The 14,997-nt window shown below is 69.9% G+C and carries 14 protein-coding genes; 4 read left to right on the top strand and 10 right to left on the bottom strand.

From position 1 onward, the window contains the following. Positions 1-578, bottom strand: a 578-nt coding sequence (locus EXE44_RS09660; protein WP_137716971.1) for a lysylphosphatidylglycerol synthase transmembrane domain-containing protein, incomplete at its 3' end; no start/stop codon positions are given. Positions 579-689: 111 nt separating this feature from the next. Here EXE44_RS09660 and EXE44_RS09665 point away from each other — a divergent pair. Both EXE44_RS09665 and EXE44_RS09670 read left to right on the top strand, forming a co-directional pair. After that, a complete protein-coding gene (locus EXE44_RS09665) occupies positions 690-992 on the top strand; it encodes a hypothetical protein (protein WP_137716972.1) in 303 nt (100 codons plus the stop codon). Positions 993-1,053: 61 nt separating this feature from the next. Beyond that, the gene (locus EXE44_RS09670; protein WP_137716973.1) at positions 1,054-1,614 is read left to right on the top strand and encodes a rhomboid family intramembrane serine protease; all 561 of its coding nucleotides are present in this window, start codon (positions 1,054-1,056) and stop codon (positions 1,612-1,614) included. A 117-nt stretch (positions 1,615-1,731) separates the two neighbouring features. Here the strand turns inward: EXE44_RS09670 and rpsJ are convergent, their stop codons facing one another. The 4 genes from rpsJ to EXE44_RS09690 all read right to left on the bottom strand — a co-directional run bounded on the left by rpsJ (position 1,732) and on the right by EXE44_RS09690 (position 5,087). Continuing rightward, positions 1,732-2,040 carry a 30S ribosomal protein S10 gene (gene rpsJ, locus EXE44_RS09675; protein ID WP_004048854.1) on the bottom strand — a complete coding sequence of 103 codons (309 nt, stop codon included), beginning with the start codon at positions 2,038-2,040 and terminating at the stop codon, positions 1,732-1,734. Positions 2,041-2,043: 3 nt separating this feature from the next. Further along, positions 2,044-3,309, bottom strand: a complete 1,266-nt coding sequence (gene tuf, locus EXE44_RS09680) for a translation elongation factor EF-1 subunit alpha (RefSeq protein ID WP_053770129.1) — start codon at positions 3,307-3,309, stop codon at positions 2,044-2,046. A 174-nt stretch (positions 3,310-3,483) separates the two neighbouring features. Further along, complete coding sequence (locus tag EXE44_RS09685; protein WP_137716974.1) at positions 3,484-4,467, bottom strand: homoserine dehydrogenase; 984 nt, start codon at positions 4,465-4,467, stop codon at positions 3,484-3,486. Continuing rightward, complete coding sequence (locus EXE44_RS09690) at positions 4,464-5,087, bottom strand: amino acid-binding protein (protein WP_137716975.1); 624 nt, start codon at positions 5,085-5,087, stop codon at positions 4,464-4,466. The genes EXE44_RS09685 and EXE44_RS09690 overlap by 4 nt, the downstream gene beginning before the upstream one ends. Before the next feature lie 353 nt (positions 5,088-5,440). Here EXE44_RS09690 and EXE44_RS09695 point away from each other — a divergent pair, with 353 nt between their 5' ends. Beyond that, on the top strand, positions 5,441-5,932 hold the full coding sequence (locus EXE44_RS09695) for a DUF3592 domain-containing protein (RefSeq protein WP_137716976.1): 492 nt from the start codon (positions 5,441-5,443) through the stop codon (positions 5,930-5,932). 72 nt (positions 5,933-6,004) lie between these two features. Here the strand turns inward: EXE44_RS09695 and EXE44_RS09700 are convergent, their stop codons facing one another. After that, positions 6,005-8,194: an elongation factor EF-2 gene (locus tag EXE44_RS09700; protein WP_137716977.1), complete on the bottom strand. Its 2,190-nt coding sequence runs from the start codon at positions 8,192-8,194 to the stop codon at positions 6,005-6,007. Positions 8,195-8,410: 216 nt separating this feature from the next. On the opposite strand from EXE44_RS09700, the gene EXE44_RS09705 reads away from it, so the two are divergent. Next, complete coding sequence (locus EXE44_RS09705) at positions 8,411-9,055, top strand: bifunctional 4-hydroxy-2-oxoglutarate aldolase/2-dehydro-3-deoxy-phosphogluconate aldolase (protein WP_137716978.1); 645 nt, start codon at positions 8,411-8,413, stop codon at positions 9,053-9,055. Positions 9,056-9,265: 210 nt separating this feature from the next. On the opposite strand, the gene EXE44_RS09710 is transcribed toward EXE44_RS09705, so the two are convergent. The 4 genes from EXE44_RS09710 to EXE44_RS09725 all read right to left on the bottom strand — a co-directional run bounded on the left by EXE44_RS09710 (position 9,266) and on the right by EXE44_RS09725 (position 14,844). Next, positions 9,266-13,360 (bottom strand): DNA-directed DNA polymerase II large subunit, encoded by a 4,095-nt coding sequence (locus EXE44_RS09710; protein ID WP_137716979.1) that lies wholly within the window; start codon positions 13,358-13,360, stop codon positions 9,266-9,268. A gap of 40 nt (positions 13,361-13,400) precedes the next feature. Continuing rightward, a complete protein-coding gene (locus EXE44_RS09715; protein ID WP_137716980.1) occupies positions 13,401-13,820 on the bottom strand; it encodes a PPC domain-containing DNA-binding protein in 420 nt (139 codons plus the stop codon). 235 nt (positions 13,821-14,055) lie between these two features. Continuing rightward, positions 14,056-14,436, bottom strand: coding sequence for an iron-sulfur cluster biogenesis protein NfuA (locus tag EXE44_RS09720; protein WP_053770136.1), 381 nt, complete (start codon positions 14,434-14,436; stop codon positions 14,056-14,058). Positions 14,437-14,514: 78 nt separating this feature from the next. Beyond that, the gene (locus EXE44_RS09725; RefSeq protein WP_053770137.1) at positions 14,515-14,844 is read right to left on the bottom strand and encodes a DUF5783 family protein; all 330 of its coding nucleotides are present in this window, start codon (positions 14,842-14,844) and stop codon (positions 14,515-14,517) included. Between the last annotated feature and the right edge of the window lie 153 nt (positions 14,845-14,997).

Genomic DNA, 14,997 nt, shown 5'->3' on the forward strand with positions numbered 1-14,997 from the left:
CCGGCCGAGCCCAGCGCGGCCGCGAGCGCGAGCGCGGCGGCGGCCGCGACGGCCCGCCCTGACCCGTCCGGCGCGACGGTGCGTCCGTCGAGGAGGAGGACCGCGAACGCCGCGCCGCCGAGCGCGCCGAGCGCGACGAGGTCGAACGCGCGCTCGACCGCCAGCGACGCGACGCCGGTCGGGTAGGGGACCTCGCGGCGGTCGTTCAGCAGGTAGGCGCGCACCCCGTCGCCGGCCCGCGCGGGGACGATCAGGTTCGCGGTCTGACTCGCGAACACCGCCGCCGTGAGGAACGCCGTGCGGCACCGGTGGCCCATCGGCGCGAGCACGTCCCCGTACCGGCGGCCGCGGACCGGCCACGACGCGAGGTAGACGACGAGCGCGGCGGCGAGGAACGCCGGGTCCGCGTCGGTCGCCGCCGAGACGACGGCCTCAACGTCGAGGGTCCGCGTCAACACCGCGCCGCCGACGGCGAGGACGAGGACCGTCCCCGCGACCGGAAGCGCTCCCCGGGGGAGACGCTCACGGATCCGGAAGAGGCGCTCGCGGAGTCGAGCGGCGGCGACGCGCGGCTTCATGCGTTCGTTTAGGTAGACCTAAAGAATAAAACGCTGGCGGTTCGGGGTGACGACGCGGGCCGGCGTCGCGCCGGCGCAACACGTTTGTTCACGGAAATCAAAATATTACGCATGAACACGACGAAAGTGACCCCTGACCCGACGACCGACGCGGTCCGGATGTGGCTCGTCGAGCGCACCTACTCCGACGACGAGCAGAACATGGTGATCCTGACGTACGCGACCCCGGACGGCGAGCGCTACTTCCGCAAGGAGCGCGCGCTCACCTCCTTCTCGGACGTGCGCGACACCACGGCGGCCGTCGACGCGGCGCCGTCGAACGTCGGCACCGTCGACGACCCCGACGACCGCGAGCGCTACGCCGCCGAGGCGACGCGGATGGCGCGCGCCCACGACCCCGACGACGTGATCTGAGTCGGCTCCGCGACGGGCGGCTCACCCACCCTTTTGGCCGCGCGGCCCCAACCGTCGCCCCATGCGCGCCACACTCGAAACGCTCGGGATCACCCTCCTCGTCGGCGCCGCGCAGGCCCTCCTGAGCCTCGTCGGCCTCTTCGGTCTCTTCGCGCTGTCGACCCCGCTCTCCGTCGCCCCGTGGACCCTCGTCACGAGCGTGTACGCGCACGGCTCCGTCGGTCACCTCGTCGCGAACGCCGTCGCGCTGCTGCTCGTCGGCCCGCTCGTCGAGCGCCGGACGACCCGCCTGCGCTTCCACGCGTTCGTGGTCGCCACGGGCGCGCTCGCGGGCGCCGCGCAGGTGACGCTCGGGAGCCTGCTCGGTCCGCCGGCCGCCGTGCTGGGGATCAGCGGCGCGGTGTTCGCGCTCGGCGGCTACCTGCTCGCCGGCAACGTCGTGAGCGCGACGCTGTTCGACCGCCTGCGGCTCTCCCCGCGGGCGCAGTTCCTCCTGTTCGGGCTCGTCGCCGTGGCCCTCACGGCGACGACCGCCGCGCCGGGCGTCGCGCTCGTCGCGCACGCGACCGGGGCGTTCTGCGGGCTCGCGGCCGGTCGCGTGGGACTACTCGACGCGCGGTAAGCGGGACGCGGCGGAGGCGAGACGGAGACGCGGTACCGCCGCGGCCGGACGCGAGGGACGGCGCCGTGGCTGGGCGGGGTGAAAAACGAAAGGGGTGAAAGAGAAACGCCCTAGCGCTCAGTCTTCGAGAACGATCTCGATGCTGACGTCGTTCGGCACTTGGACGCGCATGAGCTGGCGGAGCGCGCGTTCGTCGGCGTCGATGTCGATCAGACGCTTGTGGACGCGCATCTCCCAGTGCTCCCACGTCGCCGTCCCCTCACCGTCCGGGGACTTGCGCGACGGGATCTCGAGCGTCTTCGTCGGCAGCGGGATCGGGCCCGACAGGGCGACCCCCGTCGAGTCCGCGATCTCGCGGACGTCGTCGCAGATGTCGTCGAGGTCCTCGGGGCTCGTGCCGGCGAGGCGGACGCGTGCCTGCTGCATCGATTATCGCTCGTTGACTTCCAGCACCTTGCCGGCCGCGATGGTCTGACCCATGTCGCGGATGGCGAAGCTGCCGAGCTCCGGAATCTCGCCGGACGGCTCGATGCTGAGCGGCTTCTGGGGGCGCACGGTGACGACCGCCGCGTCGCCGGACTTGATGAAGTCCGGGTTCTCCTCGGCGACCTCGCCGGACGACGGGTCGATCTTCTGGTCGATCGACTCGATCGTACAGGCGACCTGCGCCGTGTGGGCGTGGAAGACCGGGGTGTAGCCGGCCGTGATGACCGACGGGTGCTGCATGACGACGACCTGGGCCTGGAACGTCTCGGCGACGCTCGGCGGGTCGTCGGCCGGGCCACAGACGTCGCCGCGGCGGATGTCGTCCTTGCCGATGCCGCGGACGTTGAACCCGACGTTGTCACCGGGCTCGGCCTTGGGCACCTCTTCGTGGTGCATCTCGACCGTCTTCACCTCGCCGCCCACGTCGGACGGCTGGAAGGAGACGTTGTCGCCGGTGTTGAGGATCCCGGTCTCGACGCGTCCCACGGGGACGGTCCCGATGCCGGAGATGGTGTAGACGTCCTGGATCGGCAGGCGGAGCGGCGCGTCCGTCGGCGGCTCGGCCTCCGGCAGGTCGTTGAGCGACTCCAGCAGGGTGGGGCCGTCGTACCACGGCGTGTTCTCGGACGCCTCGGCGACGTTGTCGCCCTCGAACGCCGAGATCGGCACGAACGTGGTGTCGTCGGTCGCGAAGCGGACCTGGTTGAGCAGATCCTCGACCTCGCCGATGACCTCCTTGTAGGAGGACTCCTGGTAGTCGACCAGGTCCATCTTGTTGACGCCGATGATGAGCTCGTTGATCCCGAGCGTGCGGGCCAGGAACACGTGCTCGCGGGTCTGGGGCGCGACGCCGTCGTCGGCCGCGACGACGAGCACCGCGTTGTCGGCCTGCGAGGCGCCCGTGATCATGTTCTTCACGAAGTCACGGTGGCCCGGACAGTCGACGATGGTGAAGTAGTACTCGTCGGTGTCGAACTCCTGGTGGGCGATGTCGATCGTGACGCCGCGCTCGCGCTCCTCGGCGAGGTTGTCCATCACGTAGGCGAACTCGAAGCCGCCTTTGCCCTTCTCTTCGGCTTCCTCGCGGTGCTGCTCGATTACGTGCTCGGGGACGCTCCCCGTCTCGAAGAGGAGGCGACCCACGAGCGTACTCTTGCCGTGGTCGACGTGGCCGATGATGGCCAGGTTCTGGTGCGGTTTGTCACTCATGGGGTAATCACGCGCTAAGGCGCTCTGTGAGTAAGTTTCGGTAGATTCCACTAAAACGGTTTCGATACGGCCCACAGAGTATCGCGCCGCCGTCCGGCGATTCTCGACAACGCGGGGCACGACAGAGCGACACACGCCCCGGGCCGCGGTGACGGAATCGGGGGTCGACGCGCCCTACTCCAGCCGCCCCACGTCGCCGAGGACCGCGCTCGCGGTCTCGGGGCCGCCCGCGCCGCGGCCGGAGATGTTGAGCCGGCCGGCGTGGGTGGTCTCGATCTGGACGATGTTCTGAGTGCCGGAGACCGCGAGCGTCCCGTTCTCGGGGACGAGCCGCGGCGCGACGCGGACCGTCTCGCCGGTCGCCTCGCCGATCAGCCGCACCGTCCGCCCGTCCTCGGCCGCGAGGCGGAGCGTCGACCCGGGCACGTCCCGGATCCCCTCGACCTCGGCGTCGTCGAGCGTGAACTCACGGGCGTCGGCCGGGTCGTCGGCCGCGCCGAAGGACAGCACGTTCGCGAGGATGACGCACTTCAGCGCCGCGTCCGTCCCGTCCACGTCGAAGGACGGGTCGGCCTCGGCGACGCCGAGGTCCTGCGCCTCCGCGAGCACGTGGTCGTAGTCGAGCCCCTCGGCGGCCATCCGCGTCAGGATGAAGTTCGCCGTGCCGTTGAGCACGCCCCGGACCGCGGTGACGTGGCCCGGCTCGATGTCCTCGACGGTCGAGACCGCGGGGATCGCGCCGCCGACGGTCGCCTCGAACCGAATCTCGCCGTCGCTGTCGTCGACGGCCGCCCGGAGGTCGCCGAACCGCTCCGCGACCGGGCCCTTGTTCGCGAGGACCGCGTGGCGGTCGCGCTCCAGCGCGCGGGTCACGTGCGAGAAGCCGGGCTCGGCGTCGCCCAGCGTCGTCGGCGTCGCCTCCACGAGCGCGTCGTAGTCCGCCGCGAGGGCGTCCTCGGGGTCCGCGTCGCCGACGATCCCGCGCTCCGCCTTCCGCGCGACGACCGCGTCTGGGTCGACGCCGGCCCCGGCGCCGCTCCCGTCGGCGACCGTCGCGCTCGACGAGTCCGCGACCGCGACGACCTCGTGGCCGTACTCGCCCGCCAGCTCGACGACGGAGCGCCCGACCGCGCCCGCGCCGATGACGGCGAGTCTCACGCGTCCACCCCCGTGAGCGGCTCGACGACGCGGAGGTCCTTCTCCGCCGCCAGCTCGCGGACCGCCGCGAGCGCCGCGTCCGTCTCGCCGGCGCGCGCTTCCAGCCGGAGCCGCGCGCTCGACACCTCTTCGGTGCCCTGCGGCGCCGCGAGCGACACGTCGGCGACCGACGCCGACTCGCAGGCCTCGATCCGCGAGAGGGTGTCGGAGAGGTCGGTGTCGATGAGGTGGCCGAACAGGAGCAGCGTCACCTCCTCGGCGTAGCGCTCGGTGCCCGCCTGCATCACGTTCACGCCCTCGCTGCGGAGCGCGTCGACGATCTCCTCGAACCGCTCGGGGGTCGCCTCGAAGTCGACCTCGACCGGGATCCGCCCGCGGGGCGTCTTGTTCCCGCGCTCGTGGTAGATCGACAGGAGGTTCCCGCCGTTGTCCGCGATCGGGTGGAGCGCGGCGAGCAGCTGGCCGGGCTCGTCGACCAGCTCCAGCCGCACCGTGTGCGTGGAGGGGGCCGCGGCCGCGTGACCGCCGTCCGGGGAGGCCGCGTCCGCGCCCTCCGCGGCGTCGGTCCCGTCCTCCGCGTCGAGCGCGGCCGCCGGCGTCCCGTCGCGACGGTCACTCACGGCGCCACCCCCGGCGCGGCGGCGCGCCCGTCCGGACCGCGCGTTCGCGGGCACGTTCCTGTCCCCGGGCCGGAGCGGTCGCTCGGTGGCTCCGTCGCGGTGCGCCGGGGTGGAGTCGTACCCGTCTGCATACCCGAACGGAGTCGGACGATCGGGTATAAGCCTTCGGCGATGGCAGGCGTTGCCTCGCCGCAGCGGGTGCCAACGTACCGCACGGTTCGGGGAGCCCCCACATATTTGACCGACGCGAGTCGACGACTCCGCGTGCGACACCCTCCACGCAGTCCGCCGAGCGTCGTGACGCAGTCTGCCGCGCCGAACCACTACTCCCCGAACCGAGGTGTGCGCCCCGAATGAGCGGCGGCCTCTCGATAGACGGCCCGAAGACGCTGAAGGGCGCGCTGCTCCTGTTGGTGGTCGGGCTCGCGGTCACCGGCTACGGCGCGTACGACTACACGCAGCAGTCCGACGCGGTCGACGACGCCGTCGCGGTCGACGCCGCGATCACCGACGTCGGCGTCGAGTCGACCGCGACCGGGAGCAGTCCGGGCGCGGACTACCGACCGACGGTCCGGTTCACCTACGAGTACGAGGGGACCGAGTACGCGAGCACCAACGTCTACCCCTCGGCGATCACGTCGAACTACGACACCGAGTCGGCGGCCCGCGAGGTCGTCGCGGCGTACGCCGTCAACGAGTCGACCACCGCCTACGTCGACCCGGCCGATCCGGACGGGGCGTTCCTGAAAGCGCAGACGTCGAACGCGCCGCTGTTCGCGGCCGCGCTCGGCCTGTTCCTCGCCCTCGGCGGCGGAGTGTCAGCCGTCAAGCGGATCCGCGGCTGACGGCCGCGCCGCTGGGTGAATCGAACGCGGAGAGAGAATAGAGAACCGACTACCGCGGACCGCGTCGTCGACTCAGAAGTAGTCGATCGACTGCGGCAGCTCCAGCTTCATCCCCTTGCGCTCGCGGATCTCCATGATCTTCTCGCGCTGGAGGTTGTCGACGAGCACGCGGAAGCCCGCGTTCTCGGTGTTCCACGAGGCGCGGCCCTCGGTGGCCGAGCGGATGTCGGAGGAGAACCCGATCATCTCCTCGACGGGCGCGATGCCCTCGACGACCATGAGGTCGCCCTCCTGGTACATGTCGTCGACGCGGCCGCGGCGGCCCTGGATCTCGCCGGACGCGGCGCCCATGTGCTCCGAGGGCACGTCGATCCGGACGTCCTGGATCGGCTCCAGCAGGCGGACCTCGCCGTCGATCAGCGCGCGGTGGACCGCGTCGCGGACCGCCGGGATGACCTGCGCCGGACCGCGGTGGATGGTGTCCTCGTGGAGCTTCGCGTCGTGGAGCCGGAACAGCGACCCCTGGACCGGCTCGGCGGCGAGCGGCCCGTCGTCGAGCGCCTCCTGGAGCCCCTCGAGGACGAGCTCCATCGTCTCGTTGAGGTGCTGAATCCCCTTCGTGTCGTCGATGAGGATGTTGGTCCGGTGGATGTCCTCGACGTTCTGCGAGGTGTCCTTGTCCATGCCGGCCTCCTGCAGCGCCTCGCGGCGCTCCAGTTCGGGCATGTCCATCGAGACCTCGCCGAGCTGGATCGCGTCGACGATGTCCTGGTCGAGCGGCTCGACCGTGATGTAGAACTTGTTGTGGCGGTTCGGCGACTGCCCCTCGACCTCGCGGGACTCCTCCTGGGGCTGTTCGCGGAACACGACGATCGGTTCGCCGGTGATGACCGGGATGCCCTGGTTGTCCTGGATCCGCTGGGTGATCACTTCGAGGTGGAGCTCGCCCTGGCCGCTGATGAGGTGCTCGCCGGTGTCCTCGTTGATCTCGATCTGGATCGTCGGGTCCTCCTTGGCGACCTGCTGGAGCGTCTCGATGAGCTTCGGCAGGTCGTCCATGTTCTGGGCCTCGACGGACTTCGTGATGACCGGCTCGGAGATGTGCTCGATCGACTCGAACGGCGTCATCTCGACCGAGGAGACCGTCGAGCCGGCGATGGCGTCGCGCAGGCCGGTGACCGACGCGATGTTCCCGGCGGGGACGCGCTCCACTTCCTCCCGTTCAGACCCCATGAAGAGGCCGACGCTCTGGATGCGGTTCTTGCCCGCGGTGCCGGAGACGTACAGCTCCTGGCCCTTCTCCAGCGTGCCGGAGAAGACGCGGCCGGTCGCGATCTCGCCGGCGTGCGGGTCCATCGAGATGTCGGTGACCATGAAGACGACCTCGCCGTCCTCGTCGACGAGCTGCATGCCCTCGGCGAGGTCGGTGTCGGGGTCGCCGCGCCAGATGCGCGGAACGCGGCGGGGCTGGGCGTCGACCGGGTTCGGGAAGTGCTCGCAGACCATGTCGAGCACGACGTCCGACAGCGGCGTGCGCTCGTGGAGCTCCTGCCGCTTGTCGTTCTGCTCCAGTTCCATGATGTCGCCGAAGTCCATGCCGGTCCGCTGCATCGAGGGCATCGAGACGCCCCACTTGTACAGCGCGGAGCCGAACCCGACCGTGCCGTCCTCGACGGAGACGGTCCAGTCCTCGGGGATGTCGTCCATGTTCTCGGCCATCCCGCGGATGAGCTCGTTGACGTCGGCGATGACGGACATCAGCCGCTCCTGCATCTCCTGGGGGCCCTCCTGGAGCTCGGAGATGAGGCGGTCGACCTTGTTGATGAACAGCGTCGGCTTCACGCCCTCGCGGAGCGCCTGCCGGAGCACCGTCTCCGTCTGGGGCATCGCGCCCTCGACGGCGTCGACGACCACCAGCGCGCCGTCGACCGCGCGCATCGCGCGGGTCACGTCGCCACCGAAGTCGACGTGGCCCGGGGTGTCGATGAGGTTGATGAGGTGGTTGGTGTCCTCGTACTCGTGGGTCATCGAGACGTTCGCCGCGTCGATGGTGATGCCGCGCTCCTGCTCGTCCTCCTTCGTGTCCATCGCGAGCTGCTCGCCCGCGGTGTCCTCGGAGATCATGCCGGCGCCCGCCAGCAGGTTGTCGGAGAGCGTCGTCTTCCCGTGGTCGACGTGGGCGGCGATGGCGATGTTCCGGATGTGCTCCGGGTTGTCCATCAGCCGCTCACATTCCTGAACGATCTTCTTGCGTCGGCCCATTATACCGACTGTTACCGAAAGCAGGGTCAAAAGGGTAGTGTTTCGTCGCGGCCGTTTCGCGGCCGAGTACCCCCGATCGCCGCCGATTTCGTGTCGACCGGTGTCACGGAGGGGCCGCGAGAGGACGGCCCGTCGCGATCGGACGGGCCGCCCGGTCGCCGGCGGCGCCCGCGGGCATCGGCGCGGTTTTAAGGACCGACTCGGGAAACGGAGAGTATGAACGAGACGCTCTCACGGCTCGTCGACAGCGGCGTCGTCGCGGTGCTGCGCGGCGTGCCCGCCGACCAGCTCATCGAGATCGCCGAGGCGCTGCGCGAGGGCGGGGTCACCGCCGTCGAGATCACCGCCGACACGCCCGAGGTCGCCGACCTCATCGGCGAGGTCGCCGGCTCCTTCGACGACGAGGTCGTCGTCGGCACGGGGACGGTCCTCGACAGCGAGACCGCCCGGACCACGCTGATGGCGGGCGCCGAGTTCGTCGTCTCGCCCAGCCTCCACGAGGACGTCATCGAGACGTGCAACCGCTACGGCGCCGTCACCGCGCCGGGCGTGATGACCCCGACCGAGGCGATCCGAGGCTACGAGGCCGGCGCGGACTTCGTGAAGGTGTTCCCGGCGAAGACCGTCGGCCCGGACCACCTCGGCGCGATGAAGGGCCCGCTGGGCCAGATCCCGATGATGCCGACCGGCGGCGTGAGCCCCGACAACGCGGCGGAGTACATCGACGCGGGCGCGTTCGCGGTCGGCGCCGGCGGCGCGCTCGTCGACTACGACGCCGCCGAGCGCGGCGACTACGAGACCATCACCGAGACCGCCCGCGAGTTCACGCGGGTCATCGAGGAGGCGCGCGGCGACGACTGACCGCTCGGTCCGCGCTATCCTGCCACCGCGTACCACACATACAAGAGCGTGGAGACGTAACGCGCGACCGGCTTCCGGCCGGTCGACGAGAGGCACGGGCTGGAAGTCGCTCGCAGCACGCTGTCGGTATACCCAACCACGCTCGCCGTTTCCTCCCCGCCCGGGGAGGTCGACCCCGTCGTCGCGGGACAGGACGCGACGGCGGGGTCGTCACATGAAGTCCGCGATCCCGGACTGCTTGTTCGTGTCGTCCTCGAATATCGACTCCAGCGACCCCTCTAACACCTTCAGCCGCTGTTTCGTGTAGGGTCGACAGTCGAACCGCTCGGCCACCTCGATGGCGGTGTCGACGTACTTGCTCACCGACCCCTCGTGGACCGTGAGGTTCACGCGCCCGCCGCACTCGCGGCAGTCCCCGGTCAGCGGCATGCGGCGGTACTTCTCGCCGCAGTCGAGACAGCGCGTCTCCTGCCGCGAGAACGCGCGGAGGTTGCCGATGATGTCCGGCAGGAAGTGGTACTCGATGACGCGCTCGGCCACGTCCGTCTCGTCGACTGCGCGCAGCTTCCGGGCCAGCTCCAGCTGCGCGTCCATCTTCTCCATCATGTCGCCGAGCGTCTTGTACGCCGACAGATCCGGGCCCATCGCGATGTCCGTCGTGTCGTGGGTGTGGTCGAACCCGTGGTACTCGTCGTCGGTCCCGAGCGTGTCCTCCCCGATCTGGATCAGCTCCTCGACCTCGCCCGGGTCGGCCAGCTCGCGCGACGCCTCGTACAGCTCCAGCGGGTACTCGCGCACGATGTCGACGTTGTGCGCCTCGTCGTCGATCTCCGAGGGGTCGATCCGCGAGGACATGACGAGCGGCGCGTCCATCCGCCCGCCGCGCTGGTCCGGCAGAAATTCTTTCGAGAAGTTGAGAAGTCCGTCCATCAGCAGCATCACGCAATCCTCGTCGCCGTCACATTGAGCCACTGATAAGTCGTTCGCCGCGAGCGTGTGCGTCTCGGCGACAGTGAGATTGTACGTGTACTCGACGTCGCTTTCGAGGAACGAAACCGACGCAACTTCGTCGGTCTCGATTCCGCCGTCCGTCGCCGTACTGGTGGCGGTGTCGGCCGATACGCTCCGATGGGAGGGGCTCGCCGGAACCGTGTCGCCGACGGCCAGTTCGTTCGCGGCGACCTTCTCGACTCCGCCGTCAGCGACCCGCAGCATCGTATGGTCGGGCGTCACCCGGATCGAACGCCCGCACTGGGTCTCGATCCGGACGAAGTGGTCCTGACTCGGATGTTTCGAGACGGCAGTCACTGACTGGGTCGTCTCGTGCCCGCGTTCGTCGATCGAAGGCACCTCGATCGACCCGTCAAGCTCTTCGATGAGCGTTCCGAAGTCGTCGGTCCGCGGATCGTCCAGCCGATCCTCGACGAACGTCTCGATCGTTTCGCGGTGCCAACCCGTGTCGTCTCGATACTCGATCTCCGTCTCCGGGTGGAAGCAGTTCCGACGCTTGGCGGCGTGAAAGTACGGATGCGCGTATCCGACGGCGGCCGACGTGAAACCGACCACCCTCCCGACGGTCGCGGCGCTCGTGTGCGGGGCCATCCCGAAGACGAGCTCGCCGACGAGGTCGTCGCGCTCGTTGACCTCGTAGAAGCGGTCGAGCCCGTAGAACTGTTCGAGCAGGTCGTCGACGAAGTCCGCGGTCTTCAGCATGTGCTCGGCCGCGCCGTCCGAGAGGACGATGTCCTGGACGCGGAGCTCGACCACCTGGTCGTCGTGGCGGAGGGGCTCGCCGTCGATGTCGGTCTCGTATCCGAGTTCGCGGAAGTGGTCCGCGGTGACGTCCAGCTCCTCGGGCCGGACCGCGGTGACCGGGAGGTCGGTCATGTCGTACCGCACCGTGCCGTCCTTGAACGAGGTGACGCCGTTCTTCGCGCGGAGGACCCCCTTCTCGATCGGCTCGGGCGTCTTGTTCCGCGAGGTGAGCCCCTGGACCCCCTTCAGGATCTCGAAGGCGGACTCGCGCTCGCCGACCCGCTCCAGCGCGGAGCGGTACGCGTCGTTGACGTCGACCTCTTGGTAACTCGCGGCCGTCACCTCCCACTCGCAGTTCGGGCACTCGACGCGGCCGGCCTCGTCCGGCTCGCAGACGGTGCCGCAGTCGTTGCACTCGTAGTGCGGCTCGGTGTGCGTCTCGCAGTCGGGACAGAGCGCGGCGTAGGTGTGCTCGCCGCAGTCGGGGCAGACGCGGTCGGAGACCTCCAGTTCGTGCCGCCCGCGGCGGCCGGTGTCGTCCATGACGCCCGCGGCCTCCGCCACGTCGCGCTGCGGGCCCCCCGCCTCGTTGATCGGGAAGAGCGTGTGGACCGCGGGCGAGAGGTCGCGGCTCTCGGACTTCTCCGGCCGGCCCATCCGGTTGCCGATCCGGGTCGGCGCGCGCTCGCGGACCTCGAACGGGGCGACCTCGTTGACCGCGCGGATCGCGTTCTCGCCGTCGGCGTACTCGCGGGCCGCCGCCGAGAGGTCGTCCGCGTCCCACTCCCTGCGCAGGCCGTCGTCGATCCCGAGCGACCGCGCGAGCGGGCGCCACGTCGGGATCCGGAGCGCGTCCGGGGTCGCGGCGTGTTCGACCAACAGCGACTCCAAGGCGTCCCGGACCGGCTCGGTGCGCTCGATCGCGAGGACGCCGTCGGCGACCTCGCCGGCGGCGATGGCGTCGGCCAGCGCCGCGAACGCGTCGACCGACACGTCGTGCCAGAGGTAGGTGTACTCGGGGTGGAGCGGGCAGTCGTACTCGCGCGCCCACGCGAGCGCCCGGTCGACGTCCGGGTGTTCCAGGTCGACGTGCGGGTCGTCGCCCATGGCCTGCACGTCGGCGCCGGCCGCCTCGAACTCCTGGACCCACCACTCGGGGGCGTACGACGCGGGCGCGAGCGGGTGGTTGTTCTCGACGAACTCCCCGTAGTTGACGAGGTACTCGCCCAAGTCGAGCACCTTCTCGACCCCGTTGCTGACCGCCTTCGCCTCCTCGGGGTCGTCGATCCGCCGGACCTCGCCGTTCGCCAGGCGGACCGTCGGCCCCTCGATGGAGTCGACGGGGACGACGCCGTGGGCCTTCCCGGGCCGCTCCGTCTTGATCTGCGTGCCCGCCGCGAGGAAGTCGTCGACGATGTGCATGGTCGCCGGGTGGACGCCGCCGGTCGCGAACCCGTGGTTGCGCGCGCGACCGTACCGGAGCCGGAAGCCGCCGGCCTCGCTCGGATGCGTGAAGACGGGCCGGCCCGCGATCAGGTCTCGGAGGAACTTCTGGGAGGGGTCGGCGCGGGGCGGGCCGTCGGGCGAGTCGTCGGCCGCGGGGTCGGCCGCCGGCTCGTCGGGTTCCCCGTCGGCGTCGTCGCCGTCCTCGTCCGCGTCGCCGTCGGCGCCCTCGGACGCCGGCGCGTCGCCGTCGCCCGCGCCGTCCTTCCCGATCGTCCCGTCGATCAGGTCCTGGAGCCACGGCCAGTCGACCTCGTCGAGGTTCCGGGTGTACCGCTGGATCTTCGGGGCCTTCAGCGCGATCCCCTCGGCGGCGACGAGGCACATCCCGCCGCGCGCGGAGTTGGTGTCGACGCGTTCGAGGTCGCGGAAGCCCGAGACCTCCTCGTCGCTCGTCGCCTCCCCGTCGAGCATGACGGGGATGTGCTTCGCGATGAACTTCGACTCCTTGTCCTTCGGGGTGTACTGGAGCCCGGTCTCCTTGTCGTATAAGGCGATCTCCTCGGCGTAGCGCTCCACCTCCACGTCGCGGGGCTTGTACTCGTCGACATCGAGCAGCGACCGCGCGTAGTCGGCGACGAGCACCGACAGCGCCTGGGCGGTCCCGCCCGCCGAGCGGATCGGACCGGCGTAGTAGACGTTGACGAACTCGGTGCCGTCGTCGTTCTCCAGCAGCTCCACGCGGTCGATCCCCTCGATCGGCGCGGCGACGACGCCCTCGGTGAGCAGCGCGACGGCGGTCCGGACGGCCCCCTCGATCTTCCCCTCGCGGGAGTCGTAGTCGCCGACGTTCCCGTCGACGAAGTCGGTGACCAGCTCCAGAGCCGCCTCCTCGCGGGACATCTCGCCCTCCAGCTCGCGGACGCGCTCCGCGACGCCGTCGATCCCGAGGATGTTCTCGACGCGGTCGGCCATGTCGCGGGCGACCGGGATCTCGATCTCCGGTTCGGGGTCTCTCCCCTGCTTTTTGGCCGTCTCGGCCACGTCCCACGCCTCGTCGAGGCGCTCCTCGATCCTCGCGAAGTAGCGCTCGTCGTCCGGTCTCATCGCGGCTCGGTCGCGGGGGCGACGCGGTGCGCTCGGCGGGTCACAGCCACAGGTCCAGGTCGGTGGCCTCGTCGTGCGAACGCTCCAGCGGCTCGGCGAACGCGCGCAGGTGGCACTCGCCCGCCCAGACGGTCGCGGAGTCGAGGTGCCCCGCGAGGGCCTGCCCGCTCGGGCGCGAGAGCACCGCGTGGGTGTGGGCGAACACGTCCCCCTCTAAGAGCGAGACGTTGCCCACGCAGGCGGCCACCTCCAGCGGCTCGTCGAACGTCACCGACCGGTACTCGGTCTCCTCCTGGTCGTAGAACCAGACGTCCGCGTCCTGAACCGCGCCGAGCGCCGTGAACCAGCCCGCCTCCACGTTCTCCTCGCGGGCGAGGGCCTCTATCTCCTCGCGCCAGTCGGCGCCGGTCTCGAACCGCGCGACGTACTCCGCCGTGGGTTCGACCTCGCGATGGTACATAGCAACTCCCCACGGCTGCCGGGGAGAAAAAGGCTTCAGTCGGACTGAGATCGAGGTGGGGTTCGAATTCGATATAGCGGCATGAGATTTACCTTGAAGATCCGGTCGAGAACCGTATCGCACAGATTCAGGCCCGAGGATGCCGCTTCCGTACGAAATCGACTACTAAGCGGCGAACGGCGATGCGACTCGGGAGTCTGAGAGAAAGAAGAGAGAAACCGTCGGTCGGACCGATTCAGAACGGGGCCTGCGGGCCTTCGTCGTCGCCGCCGTCGTCGTCGGTCGTCTCGCCGGGGAACGAGGGGGACATCCCGCCGCTGCTGGTCCCGCCGAGGTCGCCGTCGGCGCCGGCCGCCGCGCCGGTGTCCGCGTGGACCGTCTCGATCTCGGGGATCTCCTTGACCATCCGGGACTTGATCGCCTGGATCGTCATCGGCGAGATGCCGCAGCCGGAACAGGCGCCGCCGAGCTGGACCGTCACCTCGCCCTTCTCGCGGTCGAGGTGGGCGATGGCGGCGCTCCCGCCGTGCATCTGGATCTGCGGGAAGTTGCGCCGCAGGAAGTTCGTGATCCGCTCGCGGAGCTCGTTTTCCGCGTCAGTCGTGTCCGTACTCATGCTCGCGAGTTGGCGGGCGGCGGGCTTATGCCTTTGGTTCGGCCGGATCCGGGCGCCGACGCGGACCCCCTTACTCGGTCACTCCGGGCGGTCGACGCCGAGCGTCCGGTACAGCTCGGACTCGATCCGCTCGACGTACTCGTCGAGCGTCTCCTCGAACGTCTCGTCGTCGACCGCGACGGCGCCGCGGATGCGCTCGCGGGGGTTCTCCGGGAGCTCGACGCGGAACTCGCCGTCCTCGTAGAACGGCTCCGACTCGTTGAGCACGGTCTGGTCGATGCCGTGGATCAGCTCCGAGTCGTGCCGGTCGTTCATCTGGTTGAACGCGTTCTTGTACGCCCGCTGGAGCTCCTGGAAGTAGTTCGCGTACTTGTCTTCGAACTTCTCCGGGTCGAACTCGTCGGCCATGTCGCGAGCGAGGGCCTGGCGGGAAAAAAGCCGGTCGATCGCCGCCGAGACGCCGGTTCGGCCCGGGAAAACGGGCCTGCGGTCGAACGGGAGATTCGGCCGTCGGCGCAGTGATAAATCACATGTCGCGATATAGAATTCGTTGCGCACGGC

It is taken from the genome of Halorubrum sp. SS7 (assembly GCF_005435055.1).
Lineage (GTDB): Archaea > Halobacteriota > Halobacteria > Halobacteriales > Haloferacaceae > Halorubrum > Halorubrum salinarum.

Bases quoted from the DNA above. Each gene is read 5' to 3' on its own strand.
- EXE44_RS09665 (WP_137716972.1), top strand. From the start codon at position 690: ATGAACACGACGAAAGTGACCCCTGACCCGACGACCGACGCGGTCCGG.
- EXE44_RS09670 (WP_137716973.1), top strand. From the start codon at position 1,054: ATGCGCGCCACACTCGAAACGCTCGGGATCACCCTCCTCGTCGGCGCC.
- rpsJ (WP_004048854.1), bottom strand. From the start codon at position 2,040: ATGCAGCAGGCACGCGTCCGCCTCGCCGGCACGAGCCCCGAGGACCTC.
- tuf (WP_053770129.1), bottom strand. From the start codon at position 3,309: ATGAGTGACAAACCGCACCAGAACCTGGCCATCATCGGCCACGTCGAC.
- EXE44_RS09695 (WP_137716976.1), top strand. From the start codon at position 5,441: ATGAGCGGCGGCCTCTCGATAGACGGCCCGAAGACGCTGAAGGGCGCG.
- EXE44_RS09700 (WP_137716977.1), bottom strand. From the start codon at position 8,194: ATGGGCCGACGCAAGAAGATCGTTCAGGAATGTGAGCGGCTGATGGAC.
- EXE44_RS09705 (WP_137716978.1), top strand. From the start codon at position 8,411: ATGAACGAGACGCTCTCACGGCTCGTCGACAGCGGCGTCGTCGCGGTG.
- EXE44_RS09710 (WP_137716979.1), bottom strand. From the start codon at position 13,360: ATGAGACCGGACGACGAGCGCTACTTCGCGAGGATCGAGGAGCGCCTC.
- EXE44_RS09715 (WP_137716980.1), bottom strand. From the start codon at position 13,820: ATGTACCATCGCGAGGTCGAACCCACGGCGGAGTACGTCGCGCGGTTC.
- EXE44_RS09720 (WP_053770136.1), bottom strand. From the start codon at position 14,436: ATGAGTACGGACACGACTGACGCGGAAAACGAGCTCCGCGAGCGGATC.
- EXE44_RS09725 (WP_053770137.1), bottom strand. From the start codon at position 14,844: ATGGCCGACGAGTTCGACCCGGAGAAGTTCGAAGACAAGTACGCGAAC.